Annotated in this window: 19 protein-coding genes; 8 read left to right on the top strand and 11 right to left on the bottom strand. The window is 49.0% G+C overall.

The window, feature by feature from the left end; genetic code table 11:
* Positions 1–2: 2 nt before the first annotated feature.
* Positions 3–1793, bottom strand: a complete 1791-nt coding sequence (locus HKN88_00375; GenBank protein ID NNC96505.1) for an arginine--tRNA ligase — start codon at positions 1791–1793, stop codon at positions 3–5.
* A gap of 79 nt (positions 1794–1872) precedes the next feature.
* A complete protein-coding gene (locus HKN88_00370) occupies positions 1873–4131 on the bottom strand; it encodes a primosomal protein N' (GenBank protein ID NNC96504.1) in 2259 nt (752 codons plus the stop codon).
* A 695-nt stretch (positions 4132–4826) separates the two neighbouring features.
* Between HKN88_00370 and HKN88_00365 the strand changes: the two genes are divergently transcribed.
* The 3 genes from HKN88_00365 to HKN88_00355 all read left to right on the top strand — a co-directional run bounded on the left by HKN88_00365 (position 4827) and on the right by HKN88_00355 (position 6804).
* On the top strand, positions 4827–5486 hold the full coding sequence (locus HKN88_00365) for an HNH endonuclease (GenBank protein ID NNC96503.1): 660 nt from the start codon (positions 4827–4829) through the stop codon (positions 5484–5486).
* Between the two features lie 68 nt (positions 5487–5554).
* A complete protein-coding gene (locus tag HKN88_00360) occupies positions 5555–6436 on the top strand; it encodes a hypothetical protein (protein ID NNC96502.1) in 882 nt (293 codons plus the stop codon).
* Positions 6437–6456: 20 nt separating this feature from the next.
* Positions 6457–6804, top strand: coding sequence for a hypothetical protein (locus HKN88_00355; protein ID NNC96501.1), 348 nt, complete (start codon positions 6457–6459; stop codon positions 6802–6804).
* 3 nt (positions 6805–6807) lie between these two features.
* Here HKN88_00355 and HKN88_00350 read toward each other — a convergent pair whose 3' ends face one another.
* Together HKN88_00350 and hemH are read right to left on the bottom strand one after the other, a co-directional pair.
* Entirely contained in the window at positions 6808–7569 is a 762-nt protein-coding gene (locus HKN88_00350) for a hypothetical protein (GenBank protein NNC96500.1), read from the bottom strand.
* Positions 7553–8566, bottom strand: a complete 1014-nt coding sequence (gene hemH / locus HKN88_00345; protein ID NNC96499.1) for a ferrochelatase — start codon at positions 8564–8566, stop codon at positions 7553–7555. The genes HKN88_00350 and hemH overlap by 17 nt, the downstream gene beginning before the upstream one ends.
* A gap of 60 nt (positions 8567–8626) precedes the next feature.
* Between hemH and HKN88_00340 the strand changes: the two genes are divergently transcribed.
* On the top strand, positions 8627–9157 hold the full coding sequence (locus HKN88_00340) for a GNAT family N-acetyltransferase (GenBank protein NNC96498.1): 531 nt from the start codon (positions 8627–8629) through the stop codon (positions 9155–9157).
* Between the two features lie 41 nt (positions 9158–9198).
* On the opposite strand, the gene HKN88_00335 is transcribed toward HKN88_00340, so the two are convergent.
* The 6 genes from HKN88_00335 to HKN88_00310 form a co-directional block, all read right to left on the bottom strand.
* Entirely contained in the window at positions 9199–10533 is a 1335-nt protein-coding gene (locus tag HKN88_00335) for an MFS transporter (GenBank protein NNC96497.1), read from the bottom strand.
* A gap of 59 nt (positions 10534–10592) precedes the next feature.
* On the bottom strand, positions 10593–11825 hold the full coding sequence (locus HKN88_00330) for a hypothetical protein (GenBank protein ID NNC96496.1): 1233 nt from the start codon (positions 11823–11825) through the stop codon (positions 10593–10595).
* An 85-nt stretch (positions 11826–11910) separates the two neighbouring features.
* Positions 11911–12735 carry an outer membrane lipoprotein-sorting protein gene (locus HKN88_00325; GenBank protein NNC96495.1) on the bottom strand — a complete coding sequence of 275 codons (825 nt, stop codon included), beginning with the start codon at positions 12733–12735 and terminating at the stop codon, positions 11911–11913.
* 3 nt (positions 12736–12738) lie between these two features.
* Positions 12739–15078, bottom strand: coding sequence for an MMPL family transporter (locus HKN88_00320; protein NNC96494.1), 2340 nt, complete (start codon positions 15076–15078; stop codon positions 12739–12741).
* 56 nt (positions 15079–15134) lie between these two features.
* Positions 15135–15794, bottom strand: coding sequence for a TetR/AcrR family transcriptional regulator (locus HKN88_00315; protein ID NNC96493.1), 660 nt, complete (start codon positions 15792–15794; stop codon positions 15135–15137).
* Positions 15795–15894: 100 nt separating this feature from the next.
* The gene (locus tag HKN88_00310) at positions 15895–17622 is read right to left on the bottom strand and encodes a sodium:alanine symporter family protein (GenBank protein ID NNC96492.1); all 1728 of its coding nucleotides are present in this window, start codon (positions 17620–17622) and stop codon (positions 15895–15897) included.
* Between the two features lie 99 nt (positions 17623–17721).
* Here HKN88_00310 and HKN88_00305 point away from each other — a divergent pair, with 99 nt between their 5' ends.
* Positions 17722–18516, top strand: coding sequence for an alpha/beta fold hydrolase (locus HKN88_00305; protein ID NNC96491.1), 795 nt, complete (start codon positions 17722–17724; stop codon positions 18514–18516).
* A 134-nt stretch (positions 18517–18650) separates the two neighbouring features.
* On the opposite strand, the gene HKN88_00300 is transcribed toward HKN88_00305, so the two are convergent.
* A complete protein-coding gene (locus tag HKN88_00300; protein ID NNC96490.1) occupies positions 18651–19937 on the bottom strand; it encodes an acetyl-CoA C-acetyltransferase in 1287 nt (428 codons plus the stop codon).
* 95 nt (positions 19938–20032) lie between these two features.
* Here HKN88_00300 and HKN88_00295 point away from each other — a divergent pair, with 95 nt between their 5' ends.
* From HKN88_00295 to HKN88_00285, 3 genes are read left to right on the top strand one after another with little or no spacing between them, the layout of a single operon-like run.
* A complete protein-coding gene (locus HKN88_00295) occupies positions 20033–21124 on the top strand; it encodes a hypothetical protein (protein ID NNC96489.1) in 1092 nt (363 codons plus the stop codon).
* A gap of 24 nt (positions 21125–21148) precedes the next feature.
* Positions 21149–22534: an MATE family efflux transporter gene (locus tag HKN88_00290; protein NNC96488.1), complete on the top strand. Its 1386-nt coding sequence runs from the start codon at positions 21149–21151 to the stop codon at positions 22532–22534.
* A gap of 7 nt (positions 22535–22541) precedes the next feature.
* On the top strand, positions 22542–22880 hold the full coding sequence (locus HKN88_00285) for a hypothetical protein (protein ID NNC96487.1): 339 nt from the start codon (positions 22542–22544) through the stop codon (positions 22878–22880).
* Positions 22881–23048: the final 168 nt, after the last annotated feature.

Raw genomic sequence — 23048 nt, 5'->3', positions numbered from 1 at the left:
GCTTACATTTTTTCCGGAGCGCTGATACCGATTATGGCAAAACCGTTTTGCAGTACCTGGCGGGTGGCCTGATACAAACACAAACGTGCATTGCGCAACTCCTCCTCTTCGACCAGTACTTTGTTGGCGTTGTAACAAGAATGAAAATCATTAGCCAGATCACGTAAGTATTGCACCAGTGTGTGTGGCGCACGGTTGCTCGCGCACGCGTCCAGCATCTCCGGGTATCGACTCAGACTTCTGGTCAATTGCATTTCTTGCGGGGCAGCTAGAAGTTTGAGATGTTGCTGTCCCAGTTCTTGCTCAAAAGTCATTCCTTGTTCTGCGAGTTGGGCGAAAACACTACAAATACGGGCATGCGCGTATTGTAAATAATAGACCGGATTTTCATTGTCACGTTTTTTGGCCAGTTCCAGGTCAAAATCCAGATGTTGTTCGTTGGAACGCGTAACGTAAAAAAGACGTGCCGCGTCATTACCCACTTCTTGGCGTAATTCGCGTAAGGTCACAAAGGATCCCGAGCGTGTGGACATCTGGATCTTTTGTTTACCACGATACAAATTTGCAAATTGCATCAAACGAACTTCCAGGGAATCAGCCGGTTCACCCATAGCTACCAATCCGGCACGTACCCTGGCTTGATAACCATGATGATCAGAACCGAGAATATCCAGCAAAAGATCATTTCCGCGTTGGCGCTTGCTTAAATGGTAGGCGATGTCTGAGGCAAAATAGGTTGTCACACCGTTTTCGCGCACTACCACCCGGTCTTTTTCGTCATCATATTGGGTTGCTTTGAACCACTTTGCGCCGTCTTTTTCATACACGGTACCATTGGCTTCGAGCTTGTCGAGGGCATCCTGAATAAGGCCTTCATCTACCAGCCGGCGCTCCGAAAACCATTCGTCATGAGAAACACCAAATTCGTGCAAGTCATTTTTAATATCGGCCAAAATGGATTCGAGTGCAGCATCCAGAATAATATTGAAAGCCTGGTCACCTATGAGTTTTTTGCAGCGTACGGCCAAGGCATCTATATATTCGTCTTTGTCGCCACCTTCGGGTTCGTCATCGGGCAGATTTTTAAATATTTTTTCAAAGGGTTTTACAAACCCGGTGCCATGTTGCTTTTTGAGCTTATTGGCGATCTCGACAATGTAATCCCCCTTGTATGCATTAGCGGGAAAAGGGAAAGCAACTTGATACAATTCCAGATAACGCAGCCAAACACTGACCGCAAGAATTTGCATTTGGCGACCGGCATCATTGACATAATATTCACGATGCACCGCATAGCCTGTCGCTTCCAGCAAATTTGAAACACTATCACCATAAGCGGCATGCCGACCGTGCCCGACGTGCAGTGGACCGGTGGGATTGGCCGAGACAAATTCGACTAACACACTTTGGTTATTTGCAGCCTGCTTGCCGTAGTCGGGGCCGTTGTGCAGGATGTTGAGTAATTCATTGTGATACACATGTGCTGCCAAACGTAGATTGATAAATCCCGGACCGGCAACCGTGAGTTCTTCGATCAAGTCGTTGTCGGGAAACGCTGCAATGATATGTTCAGCGATCTCGCGCGGATTCTTTCTAAGCATTTTGGTCAGACTCATGGCCATATTACTGGCAAAGTCACCAAATTTTGCGTCACGGGTTCGCTCGATATGCACATCTTTGCTACGCACTTCGGTGGCGAGATCAGAATCTTCCAGCGATGAGGAATACTTTTCTACAGCAGTTTTGATCAGTCCCTGAACTTGCTGGCGTAAATGTGGCGCGTTGCTTGGCATTGTGTATTTAGAATTTTGTTCGAATAACAGCGCGCATTTTAACTGATTCGCGCCTAATACATCGTGAAAAAGCCTGTCACTAGTAGAGTTCTACCGGATCCACATCCAGTGACCAGCGAATGTGCCGACTGAGTTTCATTTTGTGAATGATCTCCTGCGTGTGATGCAGCACCTGGTGTAATGACGCCCGTGTGGGTGACTGGAAAAGTAACTGGGTTCTAAAGTAGCCGGCACGCTTGGCCATGGGCGCGTAAGCCGGGCCCAGTAATTGCACTTGCTTGGAGAGTTTTTCATCCAAGACGGCCTCTAGATGTTTTTTTAACTCACGTAAAAAAACCATGGGTTCCTGAATCACCGCAGACTCCGCACGGATCAGGGCCAAATGCGAATAGGGCGGCCATTCAGCGCTTTCGCGTTGCTGCAAAATGTCTTGCGCGACCTCCATATAGGCATGCCCGGTTAATTGATTTAATAATGGATGGTCTGTAAACATGGTCTGGATCAGAACCAGTCCCGGTTTTTCCGCGCGCCCGGCGCGCCCGGACACTTGCACGATCTGTTGCGCCAGGCGTTCTGAAGCACGAAAGTCCGAACTGAACAGGCCACCGTCAGCGTCCAGTACCCCAACCAGAGTGACGTTGGGAAAATCGTGGCCTTTGGTCAGCATTTGTGTGCCGACCAGAATTTTTGCCCCACCGGAATGTACCGCTGCAAGCTGGCTACGCATTTGTTCTTTGCTGCGCGTGGTGTCGCGGTCAATGCGGATGACCGGTGTATCAGGAAAGCGTGTGCGCAGAAATTCTTCCACCCGCTCAGTCCCCTGACCAACCGGTTTGAGTTCATTCTTACAACTCGGACAATGTTTGGGTGCGACCTGATCTTTATTGCAATGATGACAACGCAAGCGATTTTTTGCCTGATGATAGGTCATGTTGACTTCGCAGCGATTACACACGCCGCTCCACATACATTCCGGGCACAGCAAGACTGGTGAAAAGCCACGACGATTCAGAAACACCAAAACCTGTTCGTCCCGGGCCAGTACTTTTTCCATATTGGCGATCAAGGGATAACTCAGGCCTTGTTGCCCGGGCTCTTTTTTCATGTCGATCAAATGCACCACCGGCATGGGTCGGTCATCCGGACGCTGCAGAAGTTGTAAATGCTGATAGTGACCTTGTTGCGCTTGATACAGACTTTCAATGCCGGGCGTGGCCGATCCCAGAATGATGGTGATGTTCTCATTCTTTGCCCGCACCAAAGCAAGATCGCGTGCCGAATAACGAAAACCATCCTGTTGTTTAAAAGAACTGTCGTGTTCTTCGTCCACAATGATCAGGCCGGGATCTTGCATGGGCGTGAACAAGGCAGAACGGGTACCCAGTATGACTTTGGCGGTGCCATCTTGTGCCGCCATCCAGGCCAGACAGCGCGCGCGATCATTGATGCCGGAGTGCAAAACAGCCAGTGGGGTTTGTAAGCGTTGTTCAAAGCGTTCAATAAATTGCGGGGTCAGTGCAATTTCAGGCACCAGACATAAAACCTGTTTGCCTTGGCGTAAGCAATGTTCGGCGGCAGCCAGATAACATTCAGTTTTGCCGCTTCCGGTTACCCCTTGCAATAAGAACGGGGCGAAGGCTTTTTTTGCCAGTGCAACGTCAATGGCCGCAACCGCAGTTTTTTGTTCATCACTTAACTGTGGTGCCACGTCGTGCATGGGTAACTGAATCAGTAACTCACTTAATTCACTGTAGGCCAGTTGTTTTTTTTCCAGCGCACGCATGCTGTTGCGCCACTTGGGAACATCCTTATTCAGATCGGCGCTGCTCAGTCCTTCCGGGTGATGCGCCAAATGATCGAGTAGGGCGGCTTGTACCGGTGCGCGTTTTTTGAGTTTGGCAAAGCGTTCGGCTTCGTGTTGAATATGCCCTTTCTCGGTCAGGCGCCAAACCTGTTCTTGAAGTTTTTCAGGTAACTCGATCTTTTTGCGCAGCCAAACCGGTAACGCGGCTTCAAATACCGCACCCGGCGGATAGTGATAATACTGTGCCGACCATTTCAATAATTCAACCAGTTTGGGTGACAACAAAGGCTCGTCGTCGAGGATGGCAAGCGCGTGTTTGAGTTTGGCGTCGTCTATCTCGCTTTCGGTCTTGATGGCCGTAATAATGCCGATCAATTTGCGCGCACCGGCCTTGGAATGCGAACTGGCTCGACCAAAAGGAACCTGGATGCGTTGCCCGACTTTCGGGATCTCGGAGTCGTTCCCGACAAACTTGTAATCGAAGTATTGGGTGAGCGGCACCGGGAGGGCAATTTCCAGAATACAATTATTCATAGGATCGAAATACCCGGCCTGGATTGCAAAAGGTCTGTTCAGTAATTGCCCATTGGTCAGCGTCGGTTTTGGCAATGTTGCTGCGATTGGCAGGATATCCACAATTTCTGTGGATAAGTCTGTGGGCAAGTCCACACTTTGGGGGGTTCCGACCGACAATACCCGCTGCTTGAAACAGATTGTTCATTTATTCAACTTTTCAAAATTATTCTTATAAAACAATTACTTATGTGAAAAAATATGCTTTATTAATCATCCTACTTAAAGTGGATTATTAACTTATACGGCGTTGCCACCATTCTGTGGATGAAATGACTCTAGCTACTAATTGAGCAAGAACAAATCAGCAAAATTCAAGCACGGATATTTCGTTCAGATTATGCCCACTTAGCCAGCATATTGTGAAATTTTCATCCCGTGATCACAGTTTTCACCAATATGACCCCACCCAGTGGAGCAGTTTTTGATCGGAGTAAACACAGCTTGGTGGATTAGGTTTTTCTGATTCACCGGATGAAATTATGCTCCAAAAACCTGGACCGAGTCTGCGACATCTCGCTTGTGTCGGGTATTAATTTGCATTCTGGCCCTAAATCTGGAATAAAGACATATAGGATCTGGTCGCACAAGCATAAAAGAATTCACTCTGGCTGTCTTGTGCCTGGCCTTTGAAAGACTATAGGGAAAATTGAGTTATGCCCACGCGAAAAAAATCAATTGTACAAACGCCCGACCGCGGCCAGCAACATCTTGACAAGCTTTTGTCATTGCAGGTTTTACGCACGGACATTTCCGGCATGCCGCTGGAATGGATCAATTACCGTGAAGCCGCCCGCCTGCACCACCTTGACCAGATCGCATATACCCTGGGAACCGTGCTGTACGAATTGCACGGCGGCATCAACGCACTCAGTGGCTTGCAAAGTTGTATGCAGGTGCAATCCATTATCGCCACCCAGGGCAACACCCATGTGCTGAACAAGGTTCGCGAAAAATACACACCGCCCTTGAATAATCGCACATTATTTAAACGCGATGCGTATATTTGTTTGTATTGCGGTAAGCGTTTCTTGTCCGCCCAACTCTCGCGTGATCACATCAAGCCAATCTCGCAAGGTGGTCTGGATATCTGGAATAACGTGGTTACGGCCTGCAGGCGTTGCAATAATCACAAGGCCGGCAATACGCCGGAACAGGCCGGCATGCAATTGCTCGCTATCCCGTTCACACCCAATCACGCTGAATATATTTATCTCAAAGGTCGCCGCATCCTCGCCGACCAAATGGAGTTCTTGCAGGCGCATTTTCCAAGAACGAGTCCACTGCGTGAACGCAAGGCGTTTGAGTTGAATTGATTCAGAAGAATCTCCCTGTTTACAATTAACAAATACTAGTGTGCGATAAATTACGCTAAACTGCAGCCATGATCTATCTAGTCGATGCCAGCGTATTTGTGTTTCGCGCCTATTACACCATCCCGCCCGATATGCAGGCGCCAGACGGCACGCCGATCAACGCCTTGTACGGTTTTTGCCGGTTTCTGGGCGATATTCTCGAACGCCAAAAGCCCGAATACATTGCGGTGGCTTTTGATGAAAGCCTGTCAACATCTTTCCGTAACGAGCTTTACCCCGAGTACAAAGCCAACCGCGATCCGGCGCCCGAAGACCTGAAAATGCAGTTTGCCCTGTGTCGCCAGGCGGCCGCCTTGATGGGCACCTCGGTGTTTTCCAGTCCGCGTTATGAAGCCGATGACATTATCGGCAAACTGTCGGTGTTTATGCGTGATCTGGGTAAAGCGTCTACCATTGTGAGTCGCGATAAAGACCTGACCCAACTGATTCAGCCCGGGGACAAATTCTGGGATCTGAAAAAACCTCCAATCGAATATTCCGAGATCAAAGAATACTTTGGCGTGCATCCCGAGGCCATCGCAGACTTCCTCGCGCTCACTGGTGATGCGGTGGATAATATTCCGGGTATTCCCGGGGTGGGCAAAAAAACCGCCGCCGCCTTACTGGAGAATTTTACCTGTCTGGATGATATCTATGCCAACATCCCGACGGTTTCAACCATCAAAGTACGTGGAGCAAAAACCCTGGGAGCTAAATTACTGGAACATAAGGATCTGGTTTACCGATCACGCGAATTAACCCAGATCGCAACTGAAATGCCGCTGGATGTGTGTGAGAATGAGTTGCGTTGGCAAGGACCTAAATTTGAAAAACTCAACAGCTTTTTTGACGATCTGGGCATTGGTCAAAGTTTGCGTAATCAACTAAAACGACTTGAGGCTCAACAATAATGCTTAAAGCGGGGCACAACATGATCCAGAAGAGTCTTTTAATCGGCTTAATACTGCTTGCCAGCGTATTAATGGCATGTGCACAAAAAGCCGATCTGACTGACCCGGAATATGTAGCCGAAGCTTTTTGGTCTGCAATTCAGGAAGGCAATGCCGTGCAGGCCATAACCTTTATTCATCCGGATGCGCGTGAGCAATTAGGCAAACAACTCAAAACCGACATGCGCAATGAACTGGTCCCCGAATTGCCTGAGGAGCTGGTCTTTGAGATGTTTGTGAAAGGCGATGTGGCCGTTGCAAAAATTCGCAACAGCAAGGGTGTGGCTTGCGATCTGGTTAAAGATCAGGGTCGCTGGTGGGTGCGATAGAGATTACGCTTCCCGTCTAATCCAGATCGGCATACCGTCGGGTGTGCGAAATTGATATTCACTGCCCAGGACCAGATCGTCTTCCCCGACTTTCAGGGTGATCCCAAAACGTGCAAATTGCGCGAACAGGGATTCGGGTTGAGGATGTTCAAATAACAAGCCGCATTGGTCGCTGGCGTTTTTTTCCAGCAGCAACATATTCAGACGATTAGATGAGACCATCAAACATTGTTCTTCTTCAATCGGCATCACCAGTAAACCCACGTCGTTCCAGAATTTTTCAGCTTTGTGCAAATTGGCGGTCAGCAAAACCACACCGCGAAAATAACCGAGTAATGAATCTTTACGCTGATGTCCGGATGGCGGAGAAAAACTGCGTGCCGCCATAATGTGTAAGGGGATATTGTCGATGCCTTTGAGCGAGGCATGTTGAAAACGGTCTTCATCGGTTTCTGCGTGCAGCACTGAGAAATCACTGTCTTGCAAACCGTTTAAAAGTGGGGCGACGTGCTCGTGCACAAAACTCAGGCGAGGATGCTCGCCGGTGACCTGGTAATGATTGGCATCGTGCAGGCCGATAAAACAACGACCATCACTGATCACGCCATAAGGATAATTCCAGATGTCGTTGGTGTGTATCGAGGTAAAGCCCAATTGTTGAAAAAAGGTCAGGGAGTTGAGGACATTTGCGGCAGGCACACTAAGCTCCAGAAACCGAAGTTTGCTGAGCGGGTTACTTTCTGTCAGTTCAAGTGCAGCGTGCATGCTTAATAATAGTATTATTGTCCAGCGCTATACCGGTGTTTAAGGCCAGATTGCTCATTAATTGAGCGTGTTGCTCACTGGCATTTAATGCAGGTATATAACGCAAACTCCTTCCACCTTTTTCATAATACAGCTCCGCATTCTGGATAGCGATCTCTTCGAGGGTTTCTAGACAGTCGGCGGCAAAGCCTGGACAAACGGTATCTATTTCTGCAGTGCCATTTTGGGCCAGTTTTTCCAGCGTAACATCGGTATAGGGTTGCAACCATTTTGCGGCGCCAAAACGGGATTGAAAGGTCATAAGATAGTCATCGTCTTGCAGGCCAAGCTGCTCTACTAATAACTCGGTGGTTCGATTGCATTGCTCTTGATAGGGGTCGCCTTTTTTTACATAACTTTCAGGCAAGCCGTGATAGGAAAGCAAAAGTTTTGCATGCGAACCATGTTCCGCGCGATACGCACTGATCGAATCCGCCAGGGCCGTAATGTAATCGGGATGTTGGTAATACGGCGGGATCTGTTTTAGCGCAGGCAGATCAAAACCCTGATCGACAAGTTTCTGGATGTCGGCATACACCGATTTTGTGGTCGCGGTTGAATACTGGGGGTACATGGGCAAGATTGAAATTTCTTCAACGCCGGCGGCTTTGAGTTTTTGTAAACCATTACGAATACACGGGCACCCGTAACTCATACCGACCGCGACATGCCAATCGTCTTCGCTTTGATGATTCAAGAATAACTCGGTCTTGTGTGCGAGATCATAGGCATGCACTAACAATGGCGAGCCCCGGTCTGTCCAGATCTTTGCATAGGCTTCAGCACTTTTGGCCGGACGGGTTTTTAATACGATGCCATTGAGAATGGGCTGCCATAGAAATTTTGGCAAACTCACCACATTGGGGTCAGAAAGAAACTGTTTAAGGTAAATTTTGACCGCTTGTTTAGTCGGTGCTGCGGGTGTTCCGAGGTTTATGAGTAAAAGGCCTTTTTTCATATTGCTATAATAATCGAAATCATTAATAGGATGACTTGTTTATACTCAAATGTAGCTGTTATGCAGGAATTTTTAATAAAAAATGAACAGATCGGCCTAAGTGCAATTTCAGAATCCGACAGGCCGCGATTTTTTTATTTGCAACAGGATGTTGAGATCAACAAATATATTCGAGTTCCACAAGCGGATCCGGAAGTCGAGAAATTTTTTCAGGCCTTGATCAGGCCATGGTCTGAAGAGGAAAATGCCTGGCACGGTTTTGGGGTGCGACGGTTGGACGATGATGACTTAATGGGTCTGGCATTTTATCGATATAAAAATAAACTCGCCGAAGTGCTTGAAATTGGCTGGAAAATGCATCCGGATGTTTGGGGCAAAGGCCTCGCTACCCATGCAGCCACCTTATTAATGCGTCATCTGTCGTCTAAATACCCCGTGCATAAGTATGTTGCTTATTGCGACGCTGGAAATGCCGCGTCGGAACGCATTATGCAAAAACTCGGCATGCAAAAAGAAGGACACTTTAAATCCGACTTCAAGATCGGTGATGAGTGGCGCGATGATGTGGCTTACGGACTGGTACTGGATTGAATTTATTTAAACCGGTTATTCCGTGTAATCGATTTCCCTTGTTATGAACTATCCATGGCCATTTGTTTATTTCTCGCTTCTGCTTCTTTCCAATCTTTGGGTAAGGTCTTGGCTGCCCAAAAGAAGGCAATAATCGAAATAATATACGGGACCACAAGGGTGGTGATCGCCAGGCGCAATGCGTGCACTTCACCGTGTTGTGCCGTGAGCATTTCACTGGCGTAGCCAACATAGGTTGGTCCGCCACCCAGGGCGATCAAGTTCAGGATCAAAAAGAACAAAGCCGTAGACATCGCCCGCATGTTAATTGGCGCGAGAGTTTGCGCAGCGGCAAAGCTTGGCCCCAGGTAGAAGCCTGCAGCAATTAAATAAATGGTAATAAACAAAAGATGTAAATTGATGCTTTCTACCCAGAAGGCAGCAATCAATGCCGGCACGCCGATAAACAAAACGGCTCCGGGCATCCAGCCGTAAGCGCTGATATTTTTATGCGCCAGTTTTTCCGTGATCAATGCACCGTAGTAAGTGCCAGCACCGTAGCCGATCAAATGGATCAAGCCATACATCAGCATCAACCAGCCAAACTTACCTTCCTCGGCGCCTGGCATGTATTCAGGCATGTAGCGAACAATGTAGTCAATGCCCCAGTTAGCCACGGCGTAACCACCAAAGCTCACCCAGGCGATTCCCATACACATGGCCCACCAACTGGGAATCTTGGTCAGGGTCGCAATGGATTCCCCGATGCCAACGGGTTTGAGTTGGATGTTCTTGCCTTCCAGTTGCCCGCGTTTGGGTTCTTTCACCACCAGCACCAGCACAAACGCCAAAACGATTCCCGCTACACCTAAACAGATCAGGGTGCCGCGCCAGCCCAGGCTTTCCACCAACATGCCGGCCAAAATGTACGAAAAGGCAATGCCCACCGGAATACCCAGTGAATACACACCCAAGGCAGAAGCGCGTTGCTCTTTGGGGTAAAGGTCAGAGATGATGGAATGGGAAGGAGGGGAGCCGCCGGCCTCGCCGATGCCCACCCCGGTACGAGCCGCCAACATCATCAAGAAATTACCAGCCATGCCCGTGAGGGCGGTAAAACCACTCCATAAGGTCAGGGATACGGTGACAATTTTTACCCGCGAGTAGCGATCAGCCAGCCACGCGATCGGAATGCCTACCGTGGTGTATAACAAGGCAAAGCCGAAGCCTTTTAACAAGCCAAGTTGACCGTCACTGAACCCGAGTTCCGCTTTTATTGATGGCGATAAAATGCCGATGATCTGACGGTCGATGAAGTTCATCACATAGACCAGGGTCAATAGCCACAAGACTAAAGTCCGATAATTCTTGCTTTCACTCATTTGGGGTGCGGACATACGAAACCTGATTATTTTTTTTCAGTATATTGGTTTCGGCGGTGTTGCTGCAATTTTTATTAGAAAAAGCGAGTCAGATTTATCCCGAAGTAATCGTCATTGCGAACCGAATACAGTATATCCCGAGTATCGTCCACACTGAACAGGCGCACTTCCAGACTGACGCGCATGTCTTGCCCGATGCGACTGGACCCTTCAATACTTAAGAATCTGGATTGATTATCCATATCAAAGGCGAGTCCGGCGAGCAGGTCGGTATTGTTCTCATCATTAAAGGCAAATCGTCCGCCCAGAAATACGTCGTTCTGAAAAGCCGAACTGGCATACTCCTTGCGGTCATCAAACAGGTATTCCCCGATCAAACCAAGATCGACCCCCTTTTGTCCGAGGTCGTAAAAACTGTATTCAAAGCCGCCGGCAAAAGCAAAATAACGATCGCTGTGTTCGGCATCGCGTGTGATGGCCTCCAGTTTCCAGAGCCAGTTTTCCAGGGTTGCCTGCAGATCAATACTGCTTTGTTCGATCTGGTCGTAGAACGGCGTTAAGGATGCACCGCTGAGGTCAAAAGTCGGCACCAGGTCGGGTTCACGACTGGTTCCGGAAAAATGCGCAATACCAATATCCCAATCACCAAAGACTTGTGAATATCGCAATGCCACATCCACATGCTTTTTTTCAGCGCCGGATGCGTACAGGGCCTTGTCGAGATTAATTGTTAAAGGAAAGCCGGGACGTCCTTCCTGACCTGCGAAGGTGCGCTCGCGAAAATACGGCAGCACAAAAACATCCAGCACCCCCCAGTCTTTATCCAGAGTCAGATTGACCATCGGCTGACCGAGTTTGTCTTCGCCGTCGAGATTTTCAACGCCATCGGTCTGGTTAATAATATCCACCAGATGCACAGATTCGGTCACGCCCCAAAAAACCTTGTTTAATCCAAGGGTCAGATCCATGTCTAACTGGCTAAAGGTTTTTCGCCAATAAAACTCTCGCAGGTCCACGTGACTGCGTTCACTGTCCTGGCTGTCCCAACGCATGAACGGTTTGATCAATAAGCGTTGATTGTCGTCGTCCCAATCGTAATAAAACTCGCTTTCCAGGCTTACGGAAAAGTTTTCATTCGCCTGCAAGGGATTGAGTGGTTCATGCAGGAATGAACGAATTTCGGCGCTAAGTTCTGTGTCCCATTCAATGGCCTGTAGCGAGGTCGAGAAGCTCGATATCAAAACGCACAACAGCATAGCCCGGACACGCAGCTTTGCAGATAAGATAGAAAATACGAATGCATTCATTAGGTTTTCCCAGGCAGGCGACATCCGGGTTAAGATTTATTGAACCGGTGTATTGATAAATGCTTGCACAGCAATGAGGGTGTATTTATTTTGCCTTCTTTAAACTGGTCTTGGTGAAGTCTTTTTCTTCAAAACCGTTGGCAAACTGATAGTCCTTGAATAAAAGCGTGGTGCTTTTTCCGGTTATATGATTTTGCATGTCCATGCGGCCAGGGCGCCAGTATTTGTCCAGGTAAAGTTTATATTCACTGGCGTTCAGGGTTTTAAGTAAAGCGGATTTACGGTCATAAAATTCCACTCGGTGCATGCGATAGGTTTCCTGGTCGATCCAGGTGATCTGTTTGGTGTATCCGGATTTTCTGTCCACGGGTTTTCTTTCGATGACAAAATAATCGCGACCATCGATGTTTTCGTCGCGTATGAATCTATAGGTGTATTTTTCCACTTCCTGTGAGCCCATGTCTTCATAAGCAAATTCGCTGCTCATGAAAGCGCCGGACTTGTTGCTGGAGGAAATGCGTTTTACGCGCTTGAGGTCGGGTAAGAATAACCATTGATCGTCAGACTCGACTTTGTGTGAATGCGTGAGCATTGCGGTGCCTTTTACATCGGCCGGATCATCAAAAATAATAATTCCGCGATCGCCATCGCCGACTATCTCGATACTACGGCTGCGCATTTCACGCGTGCGTTCCTGGCCTTTTTTCTTGCGCAAGATCATTTGCATGGTTGAGGATGAGTCGCCCCAGCCTTTATCGATCTCGTAGGCTTTTGTGGCAATCGCCAGGCCTTTTTGCTCGGCGGAAAGTTCCTGTGCAGATAATGGCTCTGCGGCCAGAATTGGTGAGGAGAATTGCCCTGCGAAAAAGATCAAGGCAAGTGCAGTGGTAAAAGTATGGGTAAGTTTCATGAATCAAGCTCCTTGTACAGATGATTCGAGTGGAATATTTGTTTCGAGTTCAGTTTTGCCGGCGCCACGAGGTTTGTTGTCCAGTTTGATCAGTAAGGGCGGGAGTAAAAGGAAGTCCACAACCAGGGCAAGACCGATGGCCAGGGCTGTCAGGCGTGCGAGTGAGGCATTTAAATTAAAGTCGGATTGCGCCAGAATGCCAAACCCGAACATCAATATGAGGGTTGTGACCAACAGGGCAGTGCCCACCGAAGAAAAGGCAAACCGCACCGCGGCATTGGCATCCAGACCTTTTTCACGCCGTGCGCGTAAGTACTTACTCAAGAAATGCACGGTATCATCAACCACGATCCCCAGCACCATGCAGGTCACGATCGATGAAGCCATGTTGACCTGTCCGACCAGCAAGCCCCATAAGCCAAAGGCCAAACCGGCTGGTAACAAGTTGGGCAATAAACTGATCAGCCCCATTTTTACACTGCGTAAGGCAATGATCAAAAGCCCTGAAATGAGTACCAGACCGAGCAAGGTGCCGCGTAACATGCCTTTGATATTGCGTTCGGATAAATACGAGAACATCACAGAGCCGCCAGTGGCACTGGCACTGAGTTCGGGTGCATTTTCTTTGATCCAGTCTTCACCGGCCAAGGCCAGGGCGCGAATCTCATTGGTCGACAATTGCCCGAGTGAAACCACAAACTGGCTTTGTGACTTGTCAATGTCCATGCGATTGTTAATGTCCAGTCCCAGGGGTAAAGACATCTCATACAGTAATAAATATTGTGCCGCGAGTTTGCGACTTTCGGGAATGCGTTGATAGGCCGGGTCATCACCGTGCATGTTTTTATTTAAACGCGCAAAGGTTTCGCTCATGCTATCCACATGACGCACCCCGGGTTGTTGTTCAAACCATTCTTTAAATTCGGCCAGCTTGTGTAAATACTCCGGTTCCGCAACACCGCCGACCTCATTCGACTTGACCGAGTAGGCGATCTGGTACATGCCAGCCAGGCGTTCCATTGCAAAGGTGGTGTCTTGCCTGAAGTCGGTGTCAGTGGAAAAATACTTGACCCATTCGTCATTCAGTTCATTGCGAGGAATAAAGGTCAAGGTCACAATGCTTAAAACGATACCGATAAACAATAAGGCACTGTGGCGAGTAACCACAAAGTCCGCCAGGCGATCCATAAAGGTATTCAAAAAATTATCCTGACGCATTTTAGCTTTCAATGGCAAGTAGGAGATCATCGCCGGCAAGAATGTAACTGACAGAATGAATGCCATAATGACGCCCAAAGCGACGATATTGCCAAGGTGACGGAAAGGCGGTGAATCCGAGAAATTCATCATCATGAAACCAATCGCGGTGGTCACACTGGTGAGCATGATGGGCAAGAAATTCACCCGTACCGACTCAATGATCGCGGCACGTTTTTGCATTCCGTTGCCTAGCCCTTGCAACAGGGTCACGAGCAAATGCACACAGTCGGCAACCGCCAGGGTCATGATCATCAAGGGCGCGACCGCCGAGGCCGAAGTCACTTTCAGACCCAGCCATAAAGGCACGCCAAACCCGATGGCCACTGAGAACAAGATAACGAATAAACTGACGCCGGTTGCAACCAGACTGCGTAAAAGCAGTGCCAACATCAGTAATATGCCCAGGAACATCAAAGGGCCAAGTCCGGTATTGTCGCCTTCGGAAGCTTCAAAAAACGCGCCATCCATAGCCACAAAACCCGAGAGTCTGATATTCAGGAAGGGGTAGTCCTTTTCCATCGCGTCACGCAAGGCGACACCTTCGTAATAGGCTTCCAGGGTCGCTTGCACACTCTCGTCCGGAACCTGATAGGTCACACTGACGCCGGTGACGTCGGCGGCTTGCGAAATGATGCGATTGATCAAGGCCGGTTCGTTCAGGGCGATGTGTTCTTTTTCGGCCAACTCTTCCGGGCTCAAGTCGCTGGCGTAGGAGACAAGATCCTCCACGATCAGATCATCGTCTTCGGCGTAGGTGTGCTGAAAATTGGTGATGGAGTCGATTCGGGAACTGTATTTAAGAGTCCAGGCCCGCTCGGTCAGGTCCTCGATCGCGGCTAATACTTCTGAGTCAAAGACCTTGCCACCCGCAGGCTCAATAATGAACAGCAATACATCGTTTTTCTCATAGGTGTCTTCGAGTTCATCAAAGGCCAGCAATTGCGGATTGTCTTCGCCAAAAAACATCCGAAAATCGGTGTACATTTGATAGTTTTTGAAGCCAATGGTCGAGACCGCAACAATGATCAGAGTTGCGAGTATTACCCAAATACGATGGTCCAGTACCCGGTTGGCAAATTGCATGACTCGCGCATCCAGTTTTCCGTATGCCAGACTGTTGTTTTTGTTGTCCATGAGAATTATCCCTGTTGTTTACTGCGCAAATTATTTAAGTAACGCCTGGTTTCATTAACACAATTTTTGTATTCGTTGATGTCATGCGTGGCCTTGCCAACGCTTGCAGCACCGTCGTGACAGGCAATTAAAAAAGAAGCGACCGCATTGGGATTCACTTCTTTAATGATCAGTCCTTGTAGTTGACCGCGTAGAATGGCCTCACTCAGTTGTTTGCGCCACTCGTCCTGAAAAGTTTTAAAGCGTGCATGAAAACCGTGGTCCACGCTCGACATTTCCTGGATCAAATTACAGATCGGGCAACCCAACTGGATCGCTTCAAAGGTCATGTCGCGAATTAATTCCTGCCCAATGTCGAGGAGTACATCCACAGGATTGTTTACCGGGTTTTGCAAGCGAGCCCAGCGTTCCTGTGATTGCGGCACAATGATTTCGTCAAACACGGCATACCCGAGGGCTTGTTTATTCGGAAAGTGATGATACAAAGCGCCTTTGGTGACCCCGGTCTTTTTTAGAATATTTCCCAGCGAGGCTGAGCGAAAGCCTTGTTGATGGATTTCCAAAAAGGCGGCTTCAAGAATTTGCTGGCGCGTTTGGTCGGCTTTGAGTTTTTGTGCGCTGGGCATGATCGGAGTAATTGATTGTGTGGAAACCGAATCATACATACCGACTGGTATGTATGTCAATTACCAAGACGCTATGCGGCATAAAAAAACCGCCGACTCACAGAGACGGCGGCTGTAACTAACTGTTTTTATGGTTTATTTACTTGGTATTGCTCGAAAGCAGTTCTTCCAGTGTGGGAGCCTCATGATCATCACCAATTTGACCATTCTTGAGTCGATGGATGTAATTCTTGTAGGCTTTCATGGCCTGATATCCAAAGATCAGCGTGATCGGAATGTTGATCCACAGCATCACCCCGGTCCCCAGACTACTGAAGTTGTCGAGTTGTGAGGTGGTCTGGATCAAGTTGGTTGTGGCCAGAATGATCAAAGCACAATAAACCAGTTTATAGGGTGTAACCGATTTTTCACCCAGCAAATAGATCATGCCTTGCTCACCGTAGTAACTCCAGGAGATCATGGTCGAGATCGCAAACAGCCAGGACGCTAAAGTGACCAGCCATTTACCCATACCGGGGGTGACCGAATCAAAAGCTTTGGCGGTGAGTGTGGCCCCAACCAGGTTTTTGTAAACCTCTCCGTCTTTCACTTTGGGTTGCGAATCACTCGAGACACTGCTCCACGCAACTTTCAAGCGGCCTTCTTTTTCCACAACATTACCGGCAAGTTGGTGCAGGTTGTTGCCGGTGGCCATATTCTCTTTACCTTCCAGATACAAATACACCGTGCTACCCGCATTTAAAGTGTCACTCTCGTTTTTAAGCTTCGGAAGGTCGGTGTCTTCAATGGTCCACAAACCAAGCTCGGCACCCGGTACAACTTGTGGGACTGACGGGAAGTTAGCTTCGGCCGGACGATTCCAGATACCGGTCGATAAAATGATCAAAGCGGTGAAAGTACAAACCACAATGGTATCAATGAAAGGTTCCATACCCGCCACAATGCCTTCGCGCACCGGTTCTTTGGTACGTGCGGCGGAGTGAGCAATTGGCGAAGAACCTTGCCCGGCTTCGTTGGAGAATAAGGCGCGTTTCATGCCCAAAGCAAAAGCGGTTGCTACCGTTCCACCAATAAAGGCACCGGCGGCTTCATGTGGATTAAAGGCGGAATGCACAATGAGCTTGAACATTGGAATGATGTCGCCAGCGTTACTGATCAATACAACGCTACCGGCAAGAATGTACAAGACCACCATGAATGGAACCAGGCGACCGGCCACTGAACCGATACGTTTAATACCGCCAATGATCACCGCCGCCACAATCACGGCCAATATAATTCCGGTGGCCATTTTTGGAATTCCAAAATATTCTTGTGAGAGATCGGCCACGTTCCAAGCCTGGAACATGTTGCCGCCGGTCACGGCCGAGGTCAGCAAGGTGATACAGAAAACCCCACCCAGGAATTTCCCTAAACTTGCCCACTTAGGATTGAGATTGGCCAGACCTTTGCTGACCACATACATGGGTCCGCCTCGCGGTTCACCCGGTCGACTGGTGTCACGGTAAAGCATGGATAAGGTCACGGTGGTGAGTTTGATCGCCATGCCCAAGAGACCAACCAACCACATCCAGAATACGGCCCCCGGACCACCGAGTGCGATAGCCAGCGCGACCCCGCCAATGTTACCCAAACCAACCGTAGCCGATAAGGCGGCGGACAAGGCCTGGAAATGACTGATCGCTCCGGGATCATTCTTATCGTCGTATTTGCCACGCAAAACAGCCGTTCCGTGGGTAAGTGCGCGATATTGGGAAAACACTGACCAAATTGTGAACAGAATCCCCGTACCAACAATGGTGAAAAGCACATACTTGTGCCATAAGATATTGTTGATGTTCGTGATGATCTCGGTAAAGGCTTGCATGTAAGCTCCTCGCTTATAATATTTTTTATTACTTAACTACTAATAATGGCTGACTCAGCCGCAATGTGCAAGACTTAAACAGCCAGGACAGGAAAATATATGCTTAAGTTCATCAAATTCACGCTGCTCTTGTTGGTCGGCCTCTATCTGCTGATCTGCGGGTATATGTTTACTCAACAAAAGAACATGCTGTTCATTCCCGTTCCGGAAGACCCGGCCTACACCGCACAATTCAAGCATTCCAGATTTGACATCGACATTGATGGGTTTAAGTTACACGGCTGGATGCAACACAGTATTGGCACGCAGGAAAAGCCCTTTGTTATTTACTACGGGGGAAATGCCGAAGAGGTGTCGCATCACCAAACGTGGTTTGCTGCCCACGGGATAAGCGACTATTTGCTCATGAATTACCGCGGCTATGGCAAGAGCTCGGGCGCACCCAGTGAAGCCGCACTCAAAAGCGATGCACTGGCCATTTTTGATCACGTTGTCAATACGCTCGGAGTTAGTCCTCAGCGTGTTGTGTTAATGGGTCGCAGTCTGGGCAGCGGAATCGCGAGTTATGTGGCGAGTGAACGCGAGGTGGCAAAAGTGGTTCTGATCACTCCCTATGACAGCATCGCCAGTGTTGCCCAGGGCTATTATCCCTGGTTGCCAGTGTCCCTGATAATGACCGAGCGCTTCGACTCCCTGACCCTGGCACCGAATATCGATGAACCGGTCTTGTGTCTGATCGCCGAGACCGATCGCATTGTGCCGACTCAACACGCGCGCCGCTTATGTTCGGCCTGGAAAGGTCCCGACCAGCAAGTCGTTATTCCGGCCAGTGATCACATCAACATTGTGTCCAAGCCAGAATTCAAACATCGGGTAAAAACGTTTTTAAATTAACTTTTTAGATTAACTTGGTTCTATGTTTAACCATTCACGCATCAGGTTCTTGATCTGTGTTTGATAACTTAAGCCGTTTAATGCGCATTGTTGCTTGAACGCGTTCAATAAGGACGGTTCGACTTTCAGACTGATCAATTTGCTTCCAGTATTGCCGTCACGCCCATGCCGCCGCCGGTGCAGATCGAGATGAGGGCACGACCCGAGCCGCGTGCTTGCAATTGTTTGGCGGCAATGCCCAGAATGCGGGTACCGGTGGCGCCAAACGGATGTCCTTGTGCCAGACTACTGCCTTTGGGATTGAGTTTGCTGCGATCGATGGAGCCTAATGCTGTGTCGCGACCCAAGCGTTCACGACAGAATTCGTCGGATTCCCAGGCGGCCAGTGTGCACAGAACTTGTGCGGCAAACGCCTCGTGGATCTCAAACAAGTCAAAATCTTCAAAGGTCAGGTCTGCTTTATCCAGCATGCGAGAAACGGCATAGGCCGGAGCCATGAGCAAACCTTCACCTCCCAGAAAATCCACGGCGGCCACTTCGCAATGCGACAGGTAGGCCATGACCGGCAAGTTGTGTTCGCGCGCCCAACTTTCGGTGGCCAGCAATGCACAGGAGGCACCATCGGTTAGGGGCGTGCTGTTGCCTGCGGTCAAGGTGCCATTACCGGATTTGCGATCAAAGGCCGGTTTGAGTTTGGCGAGTTTTTCCATGCTGCTGTCGGCCCGCATGTTGTTGTCTTTTTCTAGTCCCAGATAGGGCGTAACCAGGTCTTGATAAAATCCTTCGGCGTAGGCGGCGGCTGTTTTTAAATGACTGTCCAGAGCCAACTGATCCTGGGCTTCACGACTAATGCCCCATTCTTTGGCCATGACCTCACAGCTTTCACCCATCGACAGGCCGGTGCGAGGTTCGGTCACGCCGGGAAACTCGGGTTTAAAATGGCGCGGGCGAATACCTAATGCGGTTTTGAGTTTGCCTTTCCAGTCGCGTTGTCGATTAAGGCGCAATAATAATTGTTGATAGTCGCGTGCATACACAATAGGCGCATCACTGACCGTGTCGCAACCACCGGCAATACCGGCGTTGATCTGACCGAGGGCTATTTTATTCGCGATCTGGATCGCGGCGGATAAACCGGTGCCACAAGCGCGCTGGATATCAAAGGCCGGAGTTTCGCGTGACAGACCACTGCCCAAAACCGATTCGCGCGCCAGATTCCAGTCTTTGGAATGTTTGATCACCGCACCCAGTGACACATCACCCAGACGTTGTCCCTGTAATCCGGTTTTTTCGACCAGTCCGCGTAAGGCCACGGTCATCATGTCTTCGTTCCCGACGCTGGCGTAGGCGCCGTGTGCCCGGGCAAATGGAATACGATTGGCGGCCACTATGGCAACCCGGTTGGGATTGGAAAAACTCATGTCTGACTCCCGGTCAAAATTAAAAAGAAACCATTATAGGTCACCCACAGCACCTGTCGGTCAGCCCGTAACTAAAAACACTATAATGAGCAGCCATGATCTCCAAAAAATCCACATTTCTGATTCTGGGGCTAGGTTTTGTACTGGCCTTGGTAGCGTTTACCCTGATCCTGAAACCGGGTCAGAGTGCGCCGGCAACGAGTGAAACATTGCAAGCGGTGCAAGAATCCGTTGAGACTTCAGACCAGGAACTCGAGTTAGAAACTGTAAGGGAATTCGATGAGCCGCTAGAGATTCAGGAAAAAGAAATTCCAGAACCGCTGGCTACAGGTTTATCGGCAGACTTACAAGCGATCAAAGATGGTAAACAATCGGTACTAGGATTGATCTTTTCGGATAAAGATTTAAATCAACAGCTGGATGAGTTATTGCAACTCTCCGAAGCCGGTGAGTCCTGGGCCGACTACGCCATTGGCCAGGTCACGGAAATGTGCGCTTATCTTTATGAGACCCCGGAAAGCCAATTGATCGCGATGTTCAGTGGTGCACGGGCGGCCTCAAGCCCGGAACAACAGGCGCAAATGACCGAGCTGTTACCCATGGTGGTGGATGCTTCAAAACGTTGCAAAACCCTGGAAGCCGATAAACTCAAAGCGCTGGGTGATTCGCGCGACTGGTTTGATAAAGCGGCGGAAGCTAAAAATCCGAATGCATTTGTTATCTCCGGTTACAGTCTACTGTCACAAGAACTGTTTGCCACGGATGAAAACTATCTTTCTGCCAGTGATGAACAAAGATCAGAGGCGGCAATCAAATTGCGCGATCAGGCCAAACAGCTATACCGCGATCAGGTTAAAGAATTCATGCAAAACGGACAGACCAATCCGGAAACCCTGATGTCGATGGCCGAGCATTTAAATTTATTTTATCCAGACGGGCATCGATTTAAACAACAAGAAGCCTGGATGCTATTGGCCTGTGAACAGGGTTACGAAAAAAATTGTGCACAGGGCAGTATGGCCCTGAATGTTTTTTGTATGTTCGATTCTTCTTGCCAGACCGGCGGTGATTTTAAACAAGGTGTATTATGGGCGCAGGGGCAATACCAGTTCGATGAATATCAACGTATTGCCAGCGAATTAAAACGCATCATTGACGCCAAGGACTGGGACAAGCTCGGTTTCTGATCCCGAGATCGAGCTTTAATTATCATGAAATCATTCAAAACCCTTTTTAATAAGGAGCATGCCGGCTCGATATTAAGTATTGGATGGCCGTTGATCATAAATAATCTGGCCATCATGAGCATGAACCTCGCCGACACCATCATGTCGGGCCAGCACAGCACCGATACCCTTGCCGCGGTGGCTGCCGGCGGGGCGGTTTGGACGATATTATTCCTGACCGGTATGGGCATTATTATGGCCCTGAGTCCGATCACAGCCCAGTATTTTGGTAAAAATGAATTTACCAAGGCCGGCCATTATTTACGTCAAACCTTGTGGCTGGCCGTGATGGTGTCGATTCCTCTGGCGATTGCGGGTCAGTATTGCGAAACGGTGTTTGAGGCGTTTAATCTCGAGCCAGAGATTGTGGAACTGGCGGACGGATATTTGAGTGCAATCGTTTATGGCTTGCCGCTTTCTTATGTATACATGAGTTTTCGCATGAGCAGTGAAGGCATCGGGCATACCCGACCGGTAATGTACATTTCCTTGCTGGCAGCAGTATTGAATGTGTTTTTGAACTGGGCCTTGATCTACGGGCATTTCGGATTTCCCGAACTGGGTGCCGTTGGCTGTGGCATTGCCTCGGCGATCACTCTGTCCTTGATGGCGATTGTTATGCTTTGGTATGTGAGCGGGCATTACCGTTACAAGCCACTCAAGATCTTCAGTCATTTTGAATGGCCCAGTGCGAGCTCGATCTATGAGATCTTGAAACTGGGTTTTCCGATCGGGGTAAGCATCGTGGCCGAAGTTGGATTATTCAGTTGTGCGGCTTTGCTGATGGGAAGTTTGGGCAAGAATATTATTGCCGCGCATCAGGTTGCGATCAACTACGCCGCGTTCATGTTCATGGTGCCATTCGCCATGAGTATGGCGAATACATCGGTGGTTGGACAATTACTCGGTCAGGGTAAAGTGCGCGAGGCACGCACTGCGGGTCATACCGGCATGGTGCTGGCCACCGGGTTCATGACGGTTTCAGCTCTCATCATGATCGTGTTCGCCACCCAGATCATTGGCTTTTACACCGACGATCCAGCCGTGGCAAAGGTCGCGATCGGATTGTTGGGTATGGCGGCGGCCTTCCAGATCGTTGACGGCATTCAGGTTGCTGCCAGTGGGGCATTGCGTGGGTTTAAAGATACCCAGATCCCCATGTACATGAATCTGTTTTCCTATTGGGCCATCGGGTTTGTGGTTGCCTGGTATCTGGGTATTCACAAATCCATGGGCCCGAATATGGTGTGGTTCGGTCTGGTTATTGGACTGGCCGTTGCCGCGGTGTTGCTCACCTGGCGTTTTGAGGTGGTGTCACGCCGGGCCATCCCAGCGCCAGTTCCAGAGACCATTTCAGGTAGCGCGGTATAATCGGAGCATGAAAACTGCCTTTGCATTGATCTTTTGTATTTCCTTCATGTTGTTACTGTTCTTGTCGGGCGGTATAGGAAAACAAAAACCCCAAGTGCTGGTGCTTGAACCTATAAATTTATATAACACCATCGAATGCATGGAAGACTGTAAAGACGCCAAGGTTGTCGGCACAGTTCCCAAAGGCGAGGTCATTAGCGTTTTGTCACAACTCAAAGGCAAAACACGTTCGGTGTTACGTGTTGAGGCAAGTTCGGCCGCCGGATGGGTGACCTATGATGAGAGTAAGCTGCAATTGGTCAACTCAAAAAAACCATCAGACGTTACACCGGAATCACCGCAGTAATCACAGAAGAAATCACCCACTCCAGGCGTACAATTAACTAATGCAATCAATTTACAAAAGCCAATACTTTACCTTGACCAATATTTTGGTCGTGCTCACCGCGGTTAATTACTTTATCAGTTCGACCGGCGCTTACGGCAGCCCCAATCTGCTTATGATGTATTTTGT

The sequence above is a fragment of the Gammaproteobacteria bacterium genome (assembly GCA_013001575.1).
Taxonomy (GTDB): domain Bacteria; phylum Pseudomonadota; class Gammaproteobacteria; order Steroidobacterales; family JABDMI01; genus JABDMI01.
The sequence above is the reverse complement of the archived record's forward strand: the minus strand, read 5'-3'. Positions and strand labels throughout refer to the sequence as shown.

Coding starts and splice junctions, on each gene's coding strand:
- HKN88_00375 (NNC96505.1), bottom strand. CDS start 1,793: ATGCCAAGCAACGCGCCACATTTACGCCAGCAAGTTCAGGGACTGATC.
- HKN88_00370 (NNC96504.1), bottom strand. CDS start 4,131: ATGAATAATTGTATTCTGGAAATTGCCCTCCCGGTGCCGCTCACCCAA.
- HKN88_00365 (NNC96503.1), top strand. CDS start 4,827: ATGCCCACGCGAAAAAAATCAATTGTACAAACGCCCGACCGCGGCCAG.
- HKN88_00360 (NNC96502.1), top strand. CDS start 5,555: ATGATCTATCTAGTCGATGCCAGCGTATTTGTGTTTCGCGCCTATTAC.
- HKN88_00355 (NNC96501.1), top strand. CDS start 6,457: ATGATCCAGAAGAGTCTTTTAATCGGCTTAATACTGCTTGCCAGCGTA.
- HKN88_00350 (NNC96500.1), bottom strand. CDS start 7,569: ATGCACGCTGCACTTGAACTGACAGAAAGTAACCCGCTCAGCAAACTT.
- hemH (NNC96499.1), bottom strand. CDS start 8,566: ATGAAAAAAGGCCTTTTACTCATAAACCTCGGAACACCCGCAGCACCG.
- HKN88_00340 (NNC96498.1), top strand. CDS start 8,627: ATGCAGGAATTTTTAATAAAAAATGAACAGATCGGCCTAAGTGCAATT.
- HKN88_00335 (NNC96497.1), bottom strand. CDS start 10,533: ATGTCCGCACCCCAAATGAGTGAAAGCAAGAATTATCGGACTTTAGTC.
- HKN88_00330 (NNC96496.1), bottom strand. CDS start 11,825: ATGAATGCATTCGTATTTTCTATCTTATCTGCAAAGCTGCGTGTCCGG.
- HKN88_00325 (NNC96495.1), bottom strand. CDS start 12,735: ATGAAACTTACCCATACTTTTACCACTGCACTTGCCTTGATCTTTTTC.
- HKN88_00320 (NNC96494.1), bottom strand. CDS start 15,078: ATGCAATTTGCCAACCGGGTACTGGACCATCGTATTTGGGTAATACTC.
- HKN88_00315 (NNC96493.1), bottom strand. CDS start 15,794: ATGTATGATTCGGTTTCCACACAATCAATTACTCCGATCATGCCCAGC.
- HKN88_00310 (NNC96492.1), bottom strand. CDS start 17,622: ATGCAAGCCTTTACCGAGATCATCACGAACATCAACAATATCTTATGG.
- HKN88_00305 (NNC96491.1), top strand. CDS start 17,722: ATGCTTAAGTTCATCAAATTCACGCTGCTCTTGTTGGTCGGCCTCTAT.
- HKN88_00300 (NNC96490.1), bottom strand. CDS start 19,937: ATGAGTTTTTCCAATCCCAACCGGGTTGCCATAGTGGCCGCCAATCGT.
- HKN88_00295 (NNC96489.1), top strand. CDS start 20,033: ATGATCTCCAAAAAATCCACATTTCTGATTCTGGGGCTAGGTTTTGTA.
- HKN88_00290 (NNC96488.1), top strand. CDS start 21,149: ATGAAATCATTCAAAACCCTTTTTAATAAGGAGCATGCCGGCTCGATA.
- HKN88_00285 (NNC96487.1), top strand. CDS start 22,542: ATGAAAACTGCCTTTGCATTGATCTTTTGTATTTCCTTCATGTTGTTA.